The organism is Chryseobacterium sp. MMS23-Vi53, assembly GCF_047651245.1.
In the GTDB taxonomy this organism is placed as follows: Bacteria; Bacteroidota; Bacteroidia; order Flavobacteriales; family Weeksellaceae; genus Chryseobacterium.
Window position 1 is genome coordinate 3289357 of record NZ_CP180265.1, and the last position, 17776, is coordinate 3307132.

The window sequence follows — 17776 nt, forward strand, 5'->3', positions numbered from 1 at the left end:
AAATAAAAAGAAGGTAGGATATGCATAAATTGGCTCTTTTCAGATTGCATTTGATTGTTTTTTTATGGGGATTTACGGCAATTTTGGGAAAACTGATTCATGCGAATGCGGAGATTCTTGTTTTTTACAGAATGTTGTTTGCGGCGATCTGTCTTTTTGTTTACATCAGAGTTTTCAAAAAAGACAGTATTAAGGTTTCGAAGAAAGTATTTTTCCAATTGGCTGCAATCGGCTTTTCGATGGCGCTTCACTGGTATTGTTTCTTTCATTCCATTAAAATTTCGAATGTTTCGATTGCGTTGAGCTGTTTATCATTATCAACCTTATTTGCATCGATTTTAGAACCTTTGATTTTTAAACGAAAGATTGATATTTCGGAAGTGGTAATGGGAGTGGTGATTGTTGCTTGTATTTTATTGATATTCAAAACAGAATTTCAATACAAAGAAGGAATTTTTTATGGTGTTCTCTGCGCAATTTTTGGAACCATATTTTCGGTTTTCAACGGAAAGATGTTCGGAAAAACAAGTTCAGGAAATATTATTTTTTATGAAATATTTTCGGGTTGGTTCATTTTAATGATATTTTATTTGTTTTCAGGACAAATTTTTCAGATGAATGAAATAAGTTACCGCGATATTGCGTTAATATGCTTATTGGCAAGTGTTTTCACAGCTTTTCCGATGCTGGAATCGGTAAATCTGATGAAGTATATCTCGCCTTTTACACTAATTTTAACAGTTAATTTAGAACCAGTTTACGGAATTATACTAGCTTTTTTTATCTTTGGGGAATCAGAACATATGAGTCCGATTTTTTATATCGCTTCAGGAGTTATGATACTGGCAATCATTGCTAATGGATTAATAAAAGCTAGAAAACAGAAAACATTAAATTAAGCATCAATTTATAGGATGAAAAAATATCTATTACTTGCATTTTCCCTGGTTTTTGGGATATCACAATCTCAGATTATCAGAAAATATTCCAACGAATTTTTGAATATTGGAGCTGGAGCAAGAGGTCTCGCGATGGGTGGAGCTGTCGTTTCTAATCAGGACGATGTTTATTCTCCGATGTGGAACCCGGCTGGTTTGATGTCGATCGAGAGAGATTGGCAGGGAGCAGCGATGCACGCAGAATATTTTGAATCTATCGCGAAGTATGATTATCTGGCTTACGCAAAAGTTTTGGAAACGGGAGTTTTCGGAGTTTCTGTGGTAAGGCTTGGTGTTGATAATATCCTGAATACAACTCAGTTAATTGATACTGAAGGAAATATTGATTATGATAAAATTACAAAATTCTCACAATCCGATTATGCTGCGATTCTTTCATATGCATTTAATCCTGCAGGGAATACAAAATTGGATGTCGGAATCAATGCTAAAATTGTTTACAGAAATGTAGGGAAATTTGCAAACGGATATGGTTTCGGTTTCGATATTGGTGCAATCTATAAACTAGATAATGGTTATAAAATCGGGGGAATGTTGAGAGATGCAACAACTACGGTGAACTTTTGGAGTGTAAATCAAAAAGAACTATCGACAGTTGTAAACGGTGAAGAATTCAACCCTGCACCGAAAGACAAAATGGAACTTACGATGCCAAAACTGAATGTTGGAGTAAGTAAGAATTTCGAGATTAATAGCAGTGTTTATGTTTTACCGGAAGCGGGAATTAATGTAGATTTTGCTAAAACAGCGGCACTTCTTTCAACAGATTTTGCAAGTATTACGCCTTATGCCGGAGCAGAATTAGGATATCAGAAGATGATTTTTGTGAGATTGGGGGTAAATAGATTCCAATCGGTTACAGATATTGAAGATCTAAGCAGAAAGGTTTCTTTCCAGCCAAGCGCCGGGATTGGAATCCGATACAGGGGTCTCACATTGGATTACGCAATTACCAATTCAGGTATCGGTGGGTCTAATTTCTATTCTAATTTCTTTTCTTTGAAATTGGATATGGGACAGTTTAGAAATGATTAAATTTAAATTAAATGAAAAAACTTTCACTCGTAATAGTAACAGCTTGTTCAATGCTTGCATTCGGACAAAAAGTTTCGGATTATAAATATATTTCTCTTCCCGCTAAATTTGAAACTTTTAAAGAAGATTTCGGATTGGGAGAAATGCTTACAAAAACATTAAGGGCTAAAAACTATACCGTTATTCCATCAGATAAACTACAATGGCCATCTGAAGCGCAAAGTAATCCTTGTAATGTTTTGATCGCGGATGTTCTTAATGACAGCGGATTTTTGAGAAATAAAGTATTGGTACAATTTAAGGATTGTAATAATAAATCAATTGCGTCGATAAAAGGAGCTTCCAACATTAAGGAATATAAGGAAGGTTATCAGGATGCTTTGAAGCAGACGTTTACATCAATTTCGCCGGCGAATCCTACCAATCAACCTGCAGCTCCTATAAAACCTCAGGAAACGGCTGTTGTTTCTACTCAACCTGTTACAACTGCAACTTCATCAAATGTGGATAACACTGCGGTAAGATTTAGCAATGATAAAATGGATTTGCAGAAAATTCAGATTGATAATTCACAATTTATCTTGGTGAATTCAAACAGCTCTTCGCCATTTGCAACTTTTAAAGCAACAACTAAAAATGATTTTTTCCGAGTGAAATTACAAAATGGAGAGTCTACTTTAGGATATTTTGAAAACGGAAATATCGTGATTGAAATTCCTCAGCCAAATGGAGAATTTGCCAAGGAAATTTTTTCGAAAAAATAATTTAGAGAACATATGAAAAATACTTTATCCTTAATTCAAACGAAAGAATGAGTTAAGGATTAATTTTTAAAAAATAATAATGAAAAAAATTTATACGACATTATTGATCGCATTTTCGATGTATTCGTATGCTCAAACATTAAACACTCAGCTGAACGAAATTCATTTTGGATCAGGAAGTTCACCATATAATCTAATAAAGCTGAATGACCTTATAATTTTTGCAGCATCCAAAAATACAGATGAAGGATTAGAGCCTTGGGTTTATAATTCTACAACACAAAAATCTACATTATTAAAAGATATTTTTGCCGGATATAACAGCGGAATACCTCCCAATTCAATATTTGTAAAATTAAATAACAAGGTGTATTTTCTGGCACAGCAAAATTATTCGGGATATCAGATTTGGGAAACAGATGGAACACCAGCTGGAACGGTAAAGAAACAGGATATTAATTCTAATTATTCTATTGATGAGTTTGTAGTGGCAGGGAATAAAATTTTCTACTATCAGAATAATGCACTTTGGTCATTCGATACAGCATCAAATAATTCATCTTTATTAAAAACATTTGAATATTCCGGGAATGTAAAATTATATTCCTATAACAATCAGGTAATTCTTGCCGCAAATGATGGAATTTCGGGCAAAGAGATATGGAAATCAGATGGTACCGTTGCCGGAACAGCATTGATAAAAGATATAGCTCCGAATAATGGAAACAGCATATCAAACGATTTTAAAATTGTAACGTTGAATAATGGTAAGTTTTATTTCATGGCGAATACCGCAACAGGTTATATGCTTTATGAAAGTGATGGGACTTCAGCGGGAACAAATCCTTTGATGCCTATGCAAAATACACCTCAATTGGAAGGTGCTTCAGGAGGAAATTATTTCGTTTTTATAGGATTTAGTGCTACCAACGGAGGTTCTGAACCGTGGATCTCGGACGGAACAGTAGCAGGAACTAAGTTGTTAAAAGATATATATCCCGGAACGACCAGCTCGATGGGACTCAATCAGAAATTTCTGAAATTGGGTAATAAAATTTATTTTGACAGCAGTTCAAACGGGAATCCTGGATATGGCAATTATATTTGGGAAACAGACGGAACAGAAGCCGGAACAGTTTTATTTAATACACCTATCAATAATGTATTATATGGAAAAAGTTCAGATGGACAATACCTAATCCTTACCAAACCAAACGAATGGAGTCGTTTTTGGATAACGAATGGAAATTCTGCTCAAACATTCGAAATGTCGGCATTGGGAATGACTGCTGCTAACGGTGTTGTAGATTTTAATTCAAAAGTATATTTGGCAGGAACTACCGCAAAACATGGGATGGAATTATATACTTTAGATCCAATAACGCAAGTTGCTACTCTGGCTTCGGATATTAGTAAATATGAAAGTAGCTCACCACATTCTTATGAATTATTGAATGATAATTTAATTTTTATTGCAGCAGACAGAGAATTCAACAATCAGTTTTATAAGAGAGATAAAAATACGCAGCAGATTACCCGATTGAGCAATTTTACAAGTGGTTCGTCTTCCGTAGGAATGTTTACAAATTTTAATGATACTTTTTTCAAAGTTGGAAATTTCCTTTACACTAAAAACAGTACTCCCAATCCGATGAGCGGTTTTTACAGAACAGACGGAACTTCTGCAAATTCGATTGGAATATCTACGGGAAATACAGTGCTTTACGATAATACTTTTTTTGCTAATCTTAATGACAATACATTATTGTTTTCAGGATATAACAATGTGATAGGAACAGAGCTTTGGAAAATTGATAATAATTCGAATACATTTTCTTTAGTAAAAGATATCTCGACAGACAGCATGGGAAGTATGTACAATACAGACTCAAAAATAACTGTGCTGAACGGATATGCATACTTTGTAGCCAAAGAAAACGGGAAACTTGCGATCTGGAAATCTGATGGAACCGAAGCAAACACAACAAAAGCAGTTCAGGTTAATTTTCAGGACGGAACAGATGGAGACATTAAGGTGTTAGGAAATTTTAATAACAAATTATTGTTTACATCAAGAAAAGAAGGATCATCCAACTACGGACAGACAGAATTATATGCTTCTAATGGAGATCAGGCTTCTACTGTATTATTAAAGTCACATAATGTTTCTTTTAGTTCTGCCAATATCGATAGAGATACCGAAATTTTAAATAACAAGTTATTTTATTTTGCATCAGATTATCCAAGCGGCATTTATTCTACAGATGGCACGGTAGCCGGTACAACAGAAGTATTTACAAACGGTAATTTTTATGGTGATATTAAACTGAAAAAATGTGGCAGTCAGATATTTTTCACGCATAATAATTCAACAGAATTGTGGAAAACAGATGGTACTACATCAGGAACAATGAGTTTAGGAGCAAATTTCCAAGGTATAAAAGATATGGTTTGTACCAATAACTATTTGTATTTCCTTAATGGCGATTCTCAAAAAGTTTGGAGAAGCAATGGTGTATCGGGAGGTACTGTTCCGTTGGATATTTTTATTACAAATGATGACAACCAATTATTGACGAATGAAAATATCTTGAAATTGGCTACCGATAATGAAAAGTTATTTTTAACCATCTATACGAAAGAACACGGAAATGAGCTGTATACCGTTACCGATCCACTCCCTGTTTTTCTTGCTGTAAACGACACAGCTGTTAATTCGAAAGCTGTAAACCCAAGTATTCAGATATATCCCAATCCTGTTTCGGATGAATTCTCTTTAAATGTTCAAAATGATTATAAGGTTGAAGGAATTAAAGTATTTGATGCTTCAGGAAAGCTAATGAAGAATATTTTAAACTTCAACGGAAGAGTAAATATCTCTGAGTTATCAGTCGGAATATATTTCATAAAAATTAAAACAAATAAAGGCGAATTTTTAAGTAAGATTCTTAAAAAATAAGCAATATCAAAATAAAAGGCTCTTTCTTCAAGAGCCTTTTTCATTTTACTTCTTTATAAATTTTACAGTTTGAGAATCTTTATCATTCTTAACTTTTGCGGTATAAACACCTGGAATAAGGTCAGATAATTTCACAGCTATATTTTTCCCTTTCGAGGAAATAGTTTTAGTTAATTTTCCACCAGCATCATAAATTTCAACAGATTCAATTGTGCTTTGATCTTCAATATTTAAAATATCAGAAACAGGATTCGGATAAATTTTGGCTGTGGCTTTTGTTACTTCTGAGGTTGCCAACGGTCCTAAAATATTTGCTGTATAATCTGTCCATGTTCCATAAGCATAAGAACCACACGCCGAAGTTCCCGGCTGTGCGTTCGCTTCACGAGTCCAGATTCTCATTCTGTAACTTCCCGGTGTTACAGATCCCGGAACTGTAAATGAACCAGTGTAAGTTTCAGGGCTTGAATTTCCGATGTAATTCGGCATATACAGATTTTCTCCCGCATCGTCAAAATCACCGTCTTTATTGAAGTCTATAGCCAGTCCGCAAGACATCCAGCCCATAGTTGTCACACTTACACCGTAATTGGTATTGGTATTCAGGTTCATAGAGACAGATGTTCTATCCCTTCCTGATGTGCAAGTTCCTGAAGCAAATGTATTATTGAAATTTGCCTGAGGAATGGAAACTTGTGTAATTCGCCAATTTGCACAGCTATTGGAGTACGTTGGGTTACAATAAGTTTGAGCATTAAATAAATTTGAAATTGCAGATGCACATAAGAAAGCAAACGCTTTCGCGAAATTGTAATAATTTTTCATAAGTGTACTTTATTTTGTTCTTTACTAAAGTAATAAAATAAATAAAGTATTCTCTTGAAGGGGATTTATTTAATGGTATTTGTGTAATTGAATAACGTTTTTATCATTAATCTTTTTAATCATTAAGCTGATGGAGAATTATCGAAAAAATCACGAATAATTTTCGCCTTGCTTTTCCCCAAAATCTCCTCCAAAGTCACCAAATCTGCTTCTTTAATTCTTTTCACAGACTTTAATTTAGATAAAAGTAATTCAATAGTTTTTCCTCCAACTCCAGGAATTTCCTCCAGTTCAGATTTTATCGTAGAATTTTTTCTTCTCGTTCTGTGATGTTTTACTCCAAATCTGTGAGCTTCGTCTCTTACTCTTTGTAAGATCTTTAATGTTTCAGATTTTTTATCAAGATATAGAGGTATTGGATCTTCCGGAAAGAAAATTTCTTCCAGCCTTTTTGCAATTCCTACAATCGTAATTTTTCCGTATAATCCTAATAATTTTAAACTTTTAACAGCTGAAGATAATTGTCCTTTTCCACCGTCAATCAGGATTAATTGTGGTAAATTTTCACCTTCTTCAATCATCCTTTTGTAACGTCGAAAGATCACTTCTTCCATGGTTTTAAAGTCATCAGGACCAACTACCGTTTTTGGATGGAAAATTCTGTAATCTGCCTTGCTTGGTTTTCCGTCTTTAAAAACCACACACGCCGAAACAGGATTTGTTCCCTGAATATTGGAGTTGTCAAAACCTTCGATATGTCTCGGTTCAACAGGCATTCTCAACAACTTTTGCATTTCTGCCATGATTCTGTTGGTATGTCTTTCCGGATCGACAATTTGGACTTGTTTTAATTTTTCTAAACGATATTCTTTCGCATTTTTTTCGGAAAGTTCAACAATACGTTTTTTATCACCAACTTTTGGAACAATTAATTTTACATTTGGAATTTCAACAGATAAATGAAAAGGCAAAAGCACTTCTTTTGAATGAGAATCAAATTTCTGGCGAATTTCAATTAAAGCCTGTTCCATGATATCTTCATCGCTTTCTTCAAGGATTTTTTTGATTTCTGTTGTAAAACTCTGAATGATATTTCCATTTCGGATTTTAAAGAAATTCACATAGGCAGCCGTTTCATCACTCGTCATCCCAAATACGTCTACATCGTCTATACTTGGATTCACAACAGTATTTCTGGATTGATAATCTTCAAGAGCGTCCAATCTTTCCTTAATCAATTGAGCATTTTCAAACTGCAGATTTTCTGCATATTTCATCATCTGACCAACCAGATATTCTTTTGCTTTTCGGAAATCTCCTTTAATTATTCCTCGAATTGCATCAATTTTTTCATCATAATCTTCCTTGCTTTCCAATCCTTCACAAGGTCCCTCACAATTTTTGATATGATATTCCAGACAGACTTTATATTTTCCGTCGTCGATTTTATTTGGAGCTAAATTTAAATTACAAGTTCTTAATTTGTAAATATGTTTAATTGTATCCAACAAAATCTTTGCAGGACGTACTTTTGCGTAAGGACCATAATATTCCGACCCGTCTTTAATTTTAGTTCGAGTTAAAAATATTCTAGGAAAATCTTCATTTTTAATGCAAATCCAAGGATACGTTTTGTCATCTTTCAACATGACATTGTAAAACGGTTGATGCTCTTTAATTAAATTATTTTCTAATAAAAGTGCGTCATACTCGCTGTTTACAATCGTGGTTTCCAGTCGCTGGATTTTCCCGACCATTATTTTTATTCTGTATCCCGGAAGATTTTTATTGAAGTATGAGAGAACCCTCTTCTTTAAATTTTTCGCTTTTCCTACATACAAAAGCTGATCGTTTTTATCATAATAACGATAAACGCCGGGTTCGGATGGTAAAGTTTTGAGCTGTAATTCTAAAGAAGGATTCATATAACAAAATTACGGAATTTAAAGGCACAAAAAAAGCCACAGAATTTCTGCAGCTTTATAATATTTGTTAAAATTAAATTTTATCCGTTCATTTCAGTGTACTGATAAACAAGGAAGCTGAAATAATCCCATTCTACAGAGTTTTTAGGATATTTTTTCATGAATTCCGCATTGTCGCCGAAAAGGAAATCATAGTTGTCTTCGAAATCGTCTTTGTGAAGCCACATTACTTTATCACCTTTTTTCACATAATAAGATTTGATAACGCCACCTCCCAAGCTTGGAGAACCCATTACAGAAAATCCTGTAGTTTCCTTCGCTCTCGGATCATGATAAACAGAGATAATATCATCAAATTCAGGGTTAATTACCTGCATTAAGAATTCTTTGTCGTCTTTTTTATTCTTTAAAGAAACCGTTTGGTTTACAAAGTGGATACGACCGTTTGTGGTTGTATTTTTCAACTTTTTAGTCTGATAATTTCTGATGTTGCCCATATATTTCGCAACTTTCATAAATTTCTCAGCTTCATTTGGAAATAAATACATTTCGCTGATGTTATCCGCAACCAAAACGGCTGGTTTTTTCGTAACACTGTCCTTAATGGATACTTCGAAAATCTGCCCTTTTTTAGTATCAATTTTATTACAGAAACCTTTTACCGTCGTTCCGTCTTTTAAAATAACGGTTGATGTTTTTTTAGGTGATGGAGCATTGAATCCTTCATTAAAAAGGTATTGTTCCATTTTTTTATCTCTTCTTTAGAGTATTTTACTTTCTGTGCGAAAGATGCAGTGCTTACAATGAACAATGCAAGCAACAAAGTTTTAAGTCTCATAAGGGTATTAATTTTTTATTTTCGGCGGTAAAAATAGTGAAATAAATTACTTGTTTTCAGAAAAATACAGGGCTGAAAAAATTAGTTTCTTCAATTATTGTTAAATGTGTAATTTTAGGACAAAATTTTGAGAATGATATACGGTGTAGATGTTTTCAGTTTCCATGATGTTTTGGAAATCTGTAAAGCTCCAAATAGAGCTAAACTTAATAAAGCTGCCAAAGAACAAATTTTAAAATCCCAGAAAAATGTTCAGAAAATTGTAGAGTCAGATCAGTGTGTTTATGGGATCAACACGGGTTTCGGACCTCTTTGTGATACAAAAATATCTGCTGACGAAACAGCTCAGCTTCAATATAACTTAATTATTTCTCATGCTGTAGGAGTTGGAAAACCGATTGATAAAGAACTTTCAAAAATCATGATGATTGCTAAAGTTCATGCTTTGTCGAAAGGATTTTCGGGAGTTTCTCTGGACGTAATCGAGAGAATGATTTTGATGTTGGAAAAAGACATTATTCCGGCCGTTCCAGAACAGGGTTCTGTAGGAGCTTCTGGAGATTTGGCACCTTTGGCTCACTTGGTTTTACCTTTATTAGGTTTAGGTCAGGTTTGGGATGGTGATAAAGTAGTTGAAACAGCGAAAGTTTTAAAGAAAAATAAATTAGAACCACTCACTTTAGGTCCGAAAGAAGGATTGGGATTGATTAACGGAACTCAGTTTATTTTGGCTCATGCAATCAAAGGTTTAGAAAAATTCGAATATTTATTAGACCTTGCAGATATGACGGCTGCGATGAGTCTGGAAGCATATAGAGGGTCGGCAAGTCCGTTTAAGAAAGAACTTCATGAGATCAGACCATTTGAAGGAAGTAAAAAAGTTGCTGCAAGAATGCTGAAATTTTTAAAAGGTTCTGAGAATTTGATGGCTCACGAAGATTGCGAAAGGGTGCAGGATCCTTATTCAATGAGATGTGTGCCGCAGGTTCACGGAGCGAGCAGAAACTCTTTCGAACATTTGAAAATGATGGCTGAAACGGAATTGAATTCTGTAACGGATAACCCAATTGTTTTAAGCGCAGAAGAATCAATTTCAGGAGGAAATTTCCACGGACAATTGATGGCTTTACCATTGGATTACGCAACTTTGGCGGCTGCTGAATTAGGAAATATTTCAGACAGAAGAAGCTACTTATTATTGGAAGGAAAATATGGTTTACCAAGATTATTAACGGAAAGCTCTGGTTTAAATTCAGGATTCATGATTCCTCAATATACTTCTGCAGCGTTGGTTACGGAAAATAAAACATTGTGTTTTCCTGCTTCTGCAGATTCTATTCCGACGAGTTTGGGACAGGAAGATCACGTTTCGATGGGAAGTATTTCGGGTAGAAAATTCAATCAGGTTCTTGGAAATTTGGTGAATATTTTATCAGTTGAATTAATGTTTGCTGCGCAAGGCTTGGAATTCAGAAGACCTGCAAAATGCTCAAAAATAATTGAAGAAAACTATACAATTCTTCGTTCAAAAGTAGCTAAATTGGAAGACGACAGATTGATCGGACAAGATATGTTGGCTATCGCAGAATTGATTAATGAAAGAAAATTTGTAGTTAATTAATTTTTTAAAGTTAAATAATATTGAGACTTCCAGAAATGGAAGTCTTTTTTTCTCCCACAGATTTCATGGTTTGCACAGATGATTGAGCATATTTTTTTTGTTAAAATAACCATATTGAAATAAAACATAAACATCTGTGCAAACCATGAAATCTGTGGGAAAATAAAAAACAATCATTAATTTAGCAAAGTAAAAACAACAGAATGACAATCAAAAGAACAGATTCTTCCAACTTAGATTTTCAAAATTTAGTAAAACTTTTAGATGCAGATTTAGCGATTCGAAATGGTGACGATCATGCTTTTTATGATCAGTTCAACAAAATTGATATGATTAAAAACTGTATTGTTATTTATATCGATGAAAAACCAGCTGCTTGTGGAGCATTCAAAAAATTTGAAGAAAACACCGTTGAAATCAAAAGAATGTACACAAGTCCTGATTTCAGAAAGAGAGGTCTGGCAACAACAATTGTGAAAGAACTGGAAATTTGGGCAAAAGAATTAGGCTATACAAAAGCAGTTCTTGAAAGTTCGCTTGAACAGAATGAAGCACTTTCAGTTTATGAGAAAAGTGGTTATACCAGAATTCCAAATTACGGACAATATATTGGTATTGATAAAAGCGTTTGTTACGAAAAAGTACTGTAATTTATTGCGTTAAATATTATTTTTAGCATAATAAAATTAATAATAAATCAAATTTTAAACATATGTAATTCAATGTAAAGTGATATCTTGGTTTTACAAACCAAATATTATTTTATATGAAGAAAAATGTCTTTTATGTACTTATGCTGTTTTTTGTTTTCACTGCTTGTAACAGGGAAGACATGCAAAACAATCCGGGAAACATCGAAGTTGTTCAAAAAGATCCATTAACAGCTAAAGAAATCAATGAAAAAATTAACGAAACCATCAAAACCAAAGGAAGATTTTCGTGGAAAGAATCTTCTGATCATTTTATTTGGAGCACTATTTTTCAAGGAAATAAAATTGCTTCTATCGGATTTGGTTCTTCTTTCGACAGAAATTTAGATTCAAACAACAAAGCGATCGAGGCGGAAATTTTAAAAGTTATTGAGCAATATGAGGGAAAAACAGAAAGAATTTTACTTTCATCAGATCAATATTTAAATCAAATTGATGTTGCGATAGAAAAGCAGGAAACGGTAATTGCTCTTAGAAAAATGAAAAATATCCGTTATTTGGAACCTGCAGATTATCGCTATTTTGAAAATGAACAAAAATTAGGAAAATCAAGCAGCGGTTCATCGGGTTGCGGATTTGAGTCGACAGCTTTAAGTGCTTCGGATTATACAACCGTTACACCTAATGCAAAAGCGCCTTGGTCGTTCACAAAACACAATATCATCAACGCTTGGAGTTACAGCAGTGGAGCTGGAGTCACGATTGGCGTCATCGACAGTGGCGTTTCTCCTGAGCAAACATTGTTGGGAAGCAGCTTCAACAATGGCCTTTCGTCTGGAAGAACGATCAGTAAAAATGGTGTTTATGTAGACTCAATCTGGCCGTGGAGTACAGGTTATGATGGCCCAAATGATCAGTGCGGTCACGGAACGAGTATGGCTTCAGCAGCAGCGGCTCCTAGAAATAATCAGGGACAACCAGTTGGAGTGGCTTATAATTCAAATTTAGTGACTTACCGAGCGGCTTCAAATGTGGTATTAGACGGTTATCACGAACAAAACGGAGTTAAAATTGCGTTTACGGAGCTCGGAAATAATAATAATGTTAAAATCATTTCTATGTCGATGGGACACATTTTCTCAGTTGGAAAAATTGAAGATGGTGTAAAATATGCCTACTCAAAAGGAAAATTGATTTTCTGTGCAGGTGGAACTTCTACAAGTTTTACCAATTTCGTAGGTGTAATTTTCCCGGCTTGGATGTCTGAAACTCAGGCAATCACCGGAGTTAAAGAAAATACGTCCAACCAAAAGTGCGATGTTTGTCATTCAGGAGCGGAAATTGATTTTACTTATCAAATGGAAAGAGCTTCAGGAAATAGTATTCCGGTGTTAAGTTATTATAACGGACAAACAGATTATGTTGGTGGTTCTTCAGTGGCAACAGCTTCTACGGCAGGAATTGCAGCTTTAGTTTGGTCTAAAAATCCTACTTGGACGAGAGATCAGGTTTTAAATAAAATGAGACAATCTGCAACATACTATCCAACTCCGAATTCGGATTATGGATATGGAAATATTAATGTTTTACAGGCGGTTCAGTAAAATTTTAAACTAAAAATATATTTAAGAGGGATATTGTTTACGAATGATATTCCTTTTTTAATGAATATAAATTAACAAATTAAGTATTTCTACGTATAGTGAAAAATTAGTAATTCTACGCTAACAAATTCATTATAAGTGTAATACCTTTGAAATGTGATCACAAACTAAAAAACTTTAATCATGGAGACCAGAAACCATCCAAACGGGGCGAAATCCGAAAAGCCAAAAGAGTAGGAATCCAAAATATTAATTATGTCAATACAAGAATTAGTAGCAGGAGGATGGACAAAATACCATACTCTTACACCAAAAGATCAGGAAGTATTCAACGAAGCAATGGAAGGTTTCGTTGGCGTAAAATACACTCCTCAGGAAGTTTCTACGCAAGTTGTAAACGGGACAAATTACCGTTATAAATGTATCGCTTCTATGCCTCCTTCAGAAGTGGTTTGGGAAGCAATCGTGGAAATTTATGCTCCGATCGAAGGAAAACCACACATTACTTCTATTCACAGAATTTAATTACAACCCTTTACTTATAGAAATCGGGAGATTAATTTTAATCTTCCGGTTTTCTTTTTACCCGATTCTTACGCTTGTCATGCTTAGCGAACCACCAATTAATTCATCATTAAATAAAGCCAGATTTTCAGATTTTTCTTTTAAACCTAAAGTATAAATCAACGGTAAATAATGATCAGGCGTAGGAACAGCGTATTGCAGAAAAGTTCCCTGTCTCTGATAATCGATAATATGCTGAAAATCTCCATCCAAAAGCCAGTTGTTGGTTTTCTCACGGGCTTCAATCGCCCAATCCCAGCCGGCTCCCACGGTGTTGATATTTCTCCAGTCGATCAATCTTAAATTATGAACAATATTTCCGCTGCCGATAATTAAAATTCCTTTTTCCCTAAGTTTATTTAATTTTTTAGCTAAATCAAAATGATATTGTGGAGGTTTAGTATAATCAATACTCATCTGGATCACAGGAATATCTGCATTCGGATACATGTGTTTGATGACCGACCACGCTCCGTGATCCAATCCCCAATTATGATCTTCTTCAACGAAAACAGGAGCTAATAATTCGGCAGTTTCTTTTGCCAATTCAGGATCTCCGGGAGCAGGATATTGAACATCAAACAAAGCCTGTGGAAAACCTCCAAAATCATGAATGGTTCTTGGCATATCCATGGAAGTTACTTTCGTTCCCTGAGTAAACCAGTGTGCAGAAATACACAAAATAGCATTCGGTTTCGGAATTTCAGTGGCAGCTTTTCTAAAACCTTGCACAAACTGATTTTCTTCAATAGCATTCATCGGAGAACCATGCCCGAGAAAAAGAACAGGCATTCTCTGAGTGTTTCCAAAATTGGCGCTTATGTTTTGTAAATCGTTGAGGTTCATTATATTGATTGGTTAAATGAAAAAAGGTTCAAGGTTTTAGAAATCCCTGAACCTTTTATGTTGAAATTTTGTGGATTTTTTATCTAATTTGAATAGGATTTGATCCTAATCTGAATTAAGTCGCCCCTTCGGGCTTACAGAAAATCCGTATAATTTCTTAAGCTTGTTTTACGAATTGTAATTCACCAGCGATTTTTACTTCTTCGCTTACCATTACACCTCCGGCTTCAAGAGCAGCATTCCAGTTTAATCCGAAATCTTTTCTGTTAATTTTTCCTTCGAATGAGAAACCAGCTTTAGTATTTCCCCACGGATCAACGTTGATTCCGTTGAAATCAACATCAAGCGTTACAGGTTTTGTAATTCCGTTGATCGTAAGATTTCCAGTTACTTCATTGTTTAAAGCAGAAGATTCGAAAGTAATTGTCGGGTTTGCTTCAGCGTTGAAGAATTCAGCAGATTTTAAGTGATTATCTCTGTCTGTATTGTGTGTAGAGATAGAATCTGTCTGAATTGTTGCTGTTGTTTTAGCATTTGCGAAAGTGTCGTCCTCAGCTTCGATTTCAGCAGTAAAGTTGGTGAAGTTTCCTTTGATATTAGAGATCATCATGTGTTTTACTTTAAAAGTAAGTTCACTGTGAGCTGGGTCTAGGTTCCATTTTGTTGCCATTGTATTAATATTTTTTGTTGTTAATTATGATGCAAATTTATGTCAAGTGAGAGGCACAAATCATTGACGTAGGATAAGAAATGATTTTTGTGATGTTTTTTCATACTTGTCCACATTTTTGTTGTCATTGTGAGGAACGAAGTGACGAAGCAATCTCGAATAAAAAAATTCTTCATTCCACTACATTTCGTTCTGAATGACAGCCTTACGCAAAAAAACATCAACAATCAGCCAAAAACAATCAACAAAATATCAATATTAAGTTAAGAATTATTTCCCATCAATCCCACAATCTCATTTTACAAATGATTTAATTTAACATTTCTTAACGAATGATTTTTATTTCTTACTTTTGGAGAATTCAATTTTATGCAATGAAATTATATAAATTATCTTTATTGATGCTGGTTTTGGGGAGCAGTGCATTTGCTCAGACTCAAAAATTTACGATGGCGGAGGCGGTAAACGGAATGAGAACGAACTTGGCCGTTAAAAATATTTCACAATTTTCTTGGTCTGCGGATGGAAAATCTTACATTCAGGCTGTAAAAGGTGGATATTTAATCACAGATTTAAAAACAAATAAGCAGGATACCTTGGTGTCTTTAACACAGTTAAACAAAAATCTGGCGGACAACAAATTCAAGGCAGTTCCACAAATTAAGTTCATCAGCAATTCCAACGGTTATTTCAATTCAAATGGTAAAATGACTTGGGTTGAAAAATCGGGAAGCGACTGGAAAACAAAAAGTTCAGTTTCTGTTGATGAAAATGCATCTAATGTAAAAGTTTTCGGAGACAACCAGACTTTCGCATTTACCGTAAAAAATAATTTGTTCATTAATAAAAACGGGAAAACAATCGCAGTAACCAACGATTCAGATGAAAATATTCTGAATGGAGCTGCAAATGTTCACAGAAACGAATTCGGAATCGATACAGGAATTTTCCCAGCTCCAAATTCTGAAAGTGTTGCGTTCTACAGAATGGATCAGACAATGGTTGCAGATTATCCGATAATCGATTGGTCTGTAACTCCGGCTGTGAACCACAACATTAAATATCCGATGGCGGGAAAAACTTCTCACCAAGTGACTTTGGGTGTTTTCAATATTAAAACTGAAAAGACTACTTTCTTAAATACTGAAGGAGAAAAAGACCAGTATTTAACGGCTGTAACCTGGAGTCCAGATTCAAAATATATTTTTGTTGGTGTTTTGAACAGAGGTCAGAATCACATGAAGATGAATCAATATGACGCAGCAACAGGAAATTTAGTGAAAACTTTATTTGAAGAAACTGACAGTAAATATGTTGAACCACAGCATCCGTTGACGTTCTTCCCAAATTCGAATACAGATTTTATTTGGCAGAGTCAGAGAACGGGTTACAATCATTTATTTCATTATAGTTTAGAAAAAGGTTTGGTTGCTCAGATCACGAAAGGTGATTGGTTGGTGACTGAGATTTTAGGTTTTAATGACAAGAAAAAGGAAATTTATTTCACTTCTACGAAAGAAACTCCTTTGGAAAAACATTTGTATAAAATAAGCTGGACAAACTATAAGATGCAGCGTCTGGACAATGCAGAAGGGGTTCACACAGGAGTTTTAAGCAGCGACGGAAATTATTTGTATGATGTTTACAGCAATGCAAATACGCCGAGAGTTGCAAATATTATCAATACAAGCACTCTAAAAACAAATAACCTCTTAACTGCTGAAAATACATTAAAAAACTATCAGAGACCTGAAATTAAAAATGTAAACCTAAAAGCTGATGACGGAACTCCTTTGTATGGAAAAATCATTCTTCCAACGAATTTTGATCCAAACAAAAAATATCCGGTGATCGTTTATTTATATAACGGACCACATTTACAATTAATTACAAATACGTTCCCGGCTTCAGGAAACCTTTGGTACGAATACATGGCTCAAAACGGATATATCATTTTCACAATGGACGGAAGAGGTTCTGCCAACCGCGGAATGAAATTCGAACAGGCTGTTTTCAGAAATTTAGGAACAACCGAAATGAACGACCAAATGAAAGGGGTAGAGTATTTGAAATCTCTTCCTTATGTAGATTCCGAAAAAATGGGAATTCACGGATGGAGCTTTGGTGGATTTATGACCACAAGTTTTATGCTTCGTAAGCCTGATGTTTTTAAAGTGGGTGTTGCAGGAGGACCTGTAATCGACTGGAGCATGTACGAAATTATGTATGGTGAAAGATATATGGATACACCGCAGGAAAATCCACAAGGTTATGCAACGGCAAATCTTTTAGATAAAGTTCAGAATTTGAAAGGTAAATTATTGATGATTCATGGAGCACAGGATGATGTTGTTGTTTGGCAGCATTCAATCAAATTCATTAAATCTGCGGTTGACAATGGTGTTCAAATAGATTATTTCGTTTATCCGGGTCATCCTCACAACGTGATCGGAAAAGATAGAGTACATTTGATGCAGAAAGTGACAGATTATTTTGATCAAAATCTGAAAAAATAA

The 17776-nt window shown here is 34.6% G+C and carries 14 protein-coding genes; 9 read left to right on the forward strand and 5 right to left on the reverse strand.

Annotation, left to right across the window (positions count from 1 at the left end; translation table 11 throughout):
* The first annotated feature begins 20 nt into the window (after positions 1-20).
* The 4 genes from ACKX2A_RS14725 to ACKX2A_RS14740 all read left to right on the forward strand — a co-directional run bounded on the left by ACKX2A_RS14725 (position 21) and on the right by ACKX2A_RS14740 (position 5717).
* Positions 21-899 (forward strand): DMT family transporter, encoded by an 879-nt coding sequence (locus ACKX2A_RS14725; protein ID WP_415325492.1) that lies wholly within the window; start codon positions 21-23, stop codon positions 897-899.
* 15 nt (positions 900-914) lie between these two features.
* Positions 915-1994, forward strand: a complete 1080-nt coding sequence (locus ACKX2A_RS14730; protein ID WP_415325493.1) for a PorV/PorQ family protein — start codon at positions 915-917, stop codon at positions 1992-1994.
* Between the two features lie 11 nt (positions 1995-2005).
* Positions 2006-2758, forward strand: coding sequence for a hypothetical protein (locus ACKX2A_RS14735; RefSeq protein WP_415325494.1), 753 nt, complete (start codon positions 2006-2008; stop codon positions 2756-2758).
* Positions 2759-2837: 79 nt separating this feature from the next.
* Positions 2838-5717 (forward strand): T9SS type A sorting domain-containing protein, encoded by a 2880-nt coding sequence (locus ACKX2A_RS14740; protein ID WP_415325495.1) that lies wholly within the window; start codon positions 2838-2840, stop codon positions 5715-5717.
* A gap of 45 nt (positions 5718-5762) precedes the next feature.
* Here the strand turns inward: ACKX2A_RS14740 and ACKX2A_RS14745 are convergent, their stop codons facing one another.
* The 3 genes from ACKX2A_RS14745 to ACKX2A_RS14755 form a co-directional block, all read right to left on the reverse strand.
* Positions 5763-6542, reverse strand: coding sequence for a T9SS type A sorting domain-containing protein (locus ACKX2A_RS14745; protein ID WP_415325496.1), 780 nt, complete (start codon positions 6540-6542; stop codon positions 5763-5765).
* Positions 6543-6664: 122 nt separating this feature from the next.
* Complete coding sequence (uvrC, locus tag ACKX2A_RS14750) at positions 6665-8467, reverse strand: excinuclease ABC subunit UvrC (protein WP_415325497.1); 1803 nt, start codon at positions 8465-8467, stop codon at positions 6665-6667.
* 80 nt (positions 8468-8547) lie between these two features.
* Positions 8548-9213 carry a hypothetical protein gene (locus ACKX2A_RS14755; protein ID WP_415325498.1) on the reverse strand — a complete coding sequence of 222 codons (666 nt, stop codon included), beginning with the start codon at positions 9211-9213 and terminating at the stop codon, positions 8548-8550.
* A 225-nt stretch (positions 9214-9438) separates the two neighbouring features.
* Between ACKX2A_RS14755 and hutH the strand changes: the two genes are divergently transcribed.
* The 4 genes from hutH (at position 9439) to ACKX2A_RS14775 (ending at position 13705) form a co-directional block, all read left to right on the forward strand.
* Positions 9439-10926: a histidine ammonia-lyase gene (gene hutH, locus ACKX2A_RS14760; RefSeq protein ID WP_415325499.1), complete on the forward strand. Its 1488-nt coding sequence runs from the start codon at positions 9439-9441 to the stop codon at positions 10924-10926.
* A gap of 203 nt (positions 10927-11129) precedes the next feature.
* Entirely contained in the window at positions 11130-11576 is a 447-nt protein-coding gene (locus ACKX2A_RS14765) for a GNAT family N-acetyltransferase (RefSeq protein WP_415325500.1), read from the forward strand.
* Between the two features lie 116 nt (positions 11577-11692).
* Complete coding sequence (locus tag ACKX2A_RS14770; RefSeq protein WP_415325501.1) at positions 11693-13180, forward strand: S8 family peptidase; 1488 nt, start codon at positions 11693-11695, stop codon at positions 13178-13180.
* Between the two features lie 255 nt (positions 13181-13435).
* Complete coding sequence (locus ACKX2A_RS14775) at positions 13436-13705, forward strand: hypothetical protein (RefSeq protein ID WP_415325502.1); 270 nt, start codon at positions 13436-13438, stop codon at positions 13703-13705.
* 57 nt (positions 13706-13762) lie between these two features.
* Here ACKX2A_RS14775 and ygiD read toward each other — a convergent pair whose 3' ends face one another.
* Positions 13763-14590: a 4,5-DOPA dioxygenase extradiol gene (gene ygiD / locus ACKX2A_RS14780; protein WP_415325503.1), complete on the reverse strand. Its 828-nt coding sequence runs from the start codon at positions 14588-14590 to the stop codon at positions 13763-13765.
* Between the two features lie 157 nt (positions 14591-14747).
* On the reverse strand, positions 14748-15260 hold the full coding sequence (locus ACKX2A_RS14785; RefSeq protein WP_415325504.1) for a YceI family protein: 513 nt from the start codon (positions 15258-15260) through the stop codon (positions 14748-14750).
* Between the two features lie 374 nt (positions 15261-15634).
* Between ACKX2A_RS14785 and ACKX2A_RS14790 the strand changes: the two genes are divergently transcribed.
* Positions 15635-17776, forward strand: coding sequence for a DPP IV N-terminal domain-containing protein (locus tag ACKX2A_RS14790; protein WP_415325505.1), 2142 nt, complete (start codon positions 15635-15637; stop codon positions 17774-17776).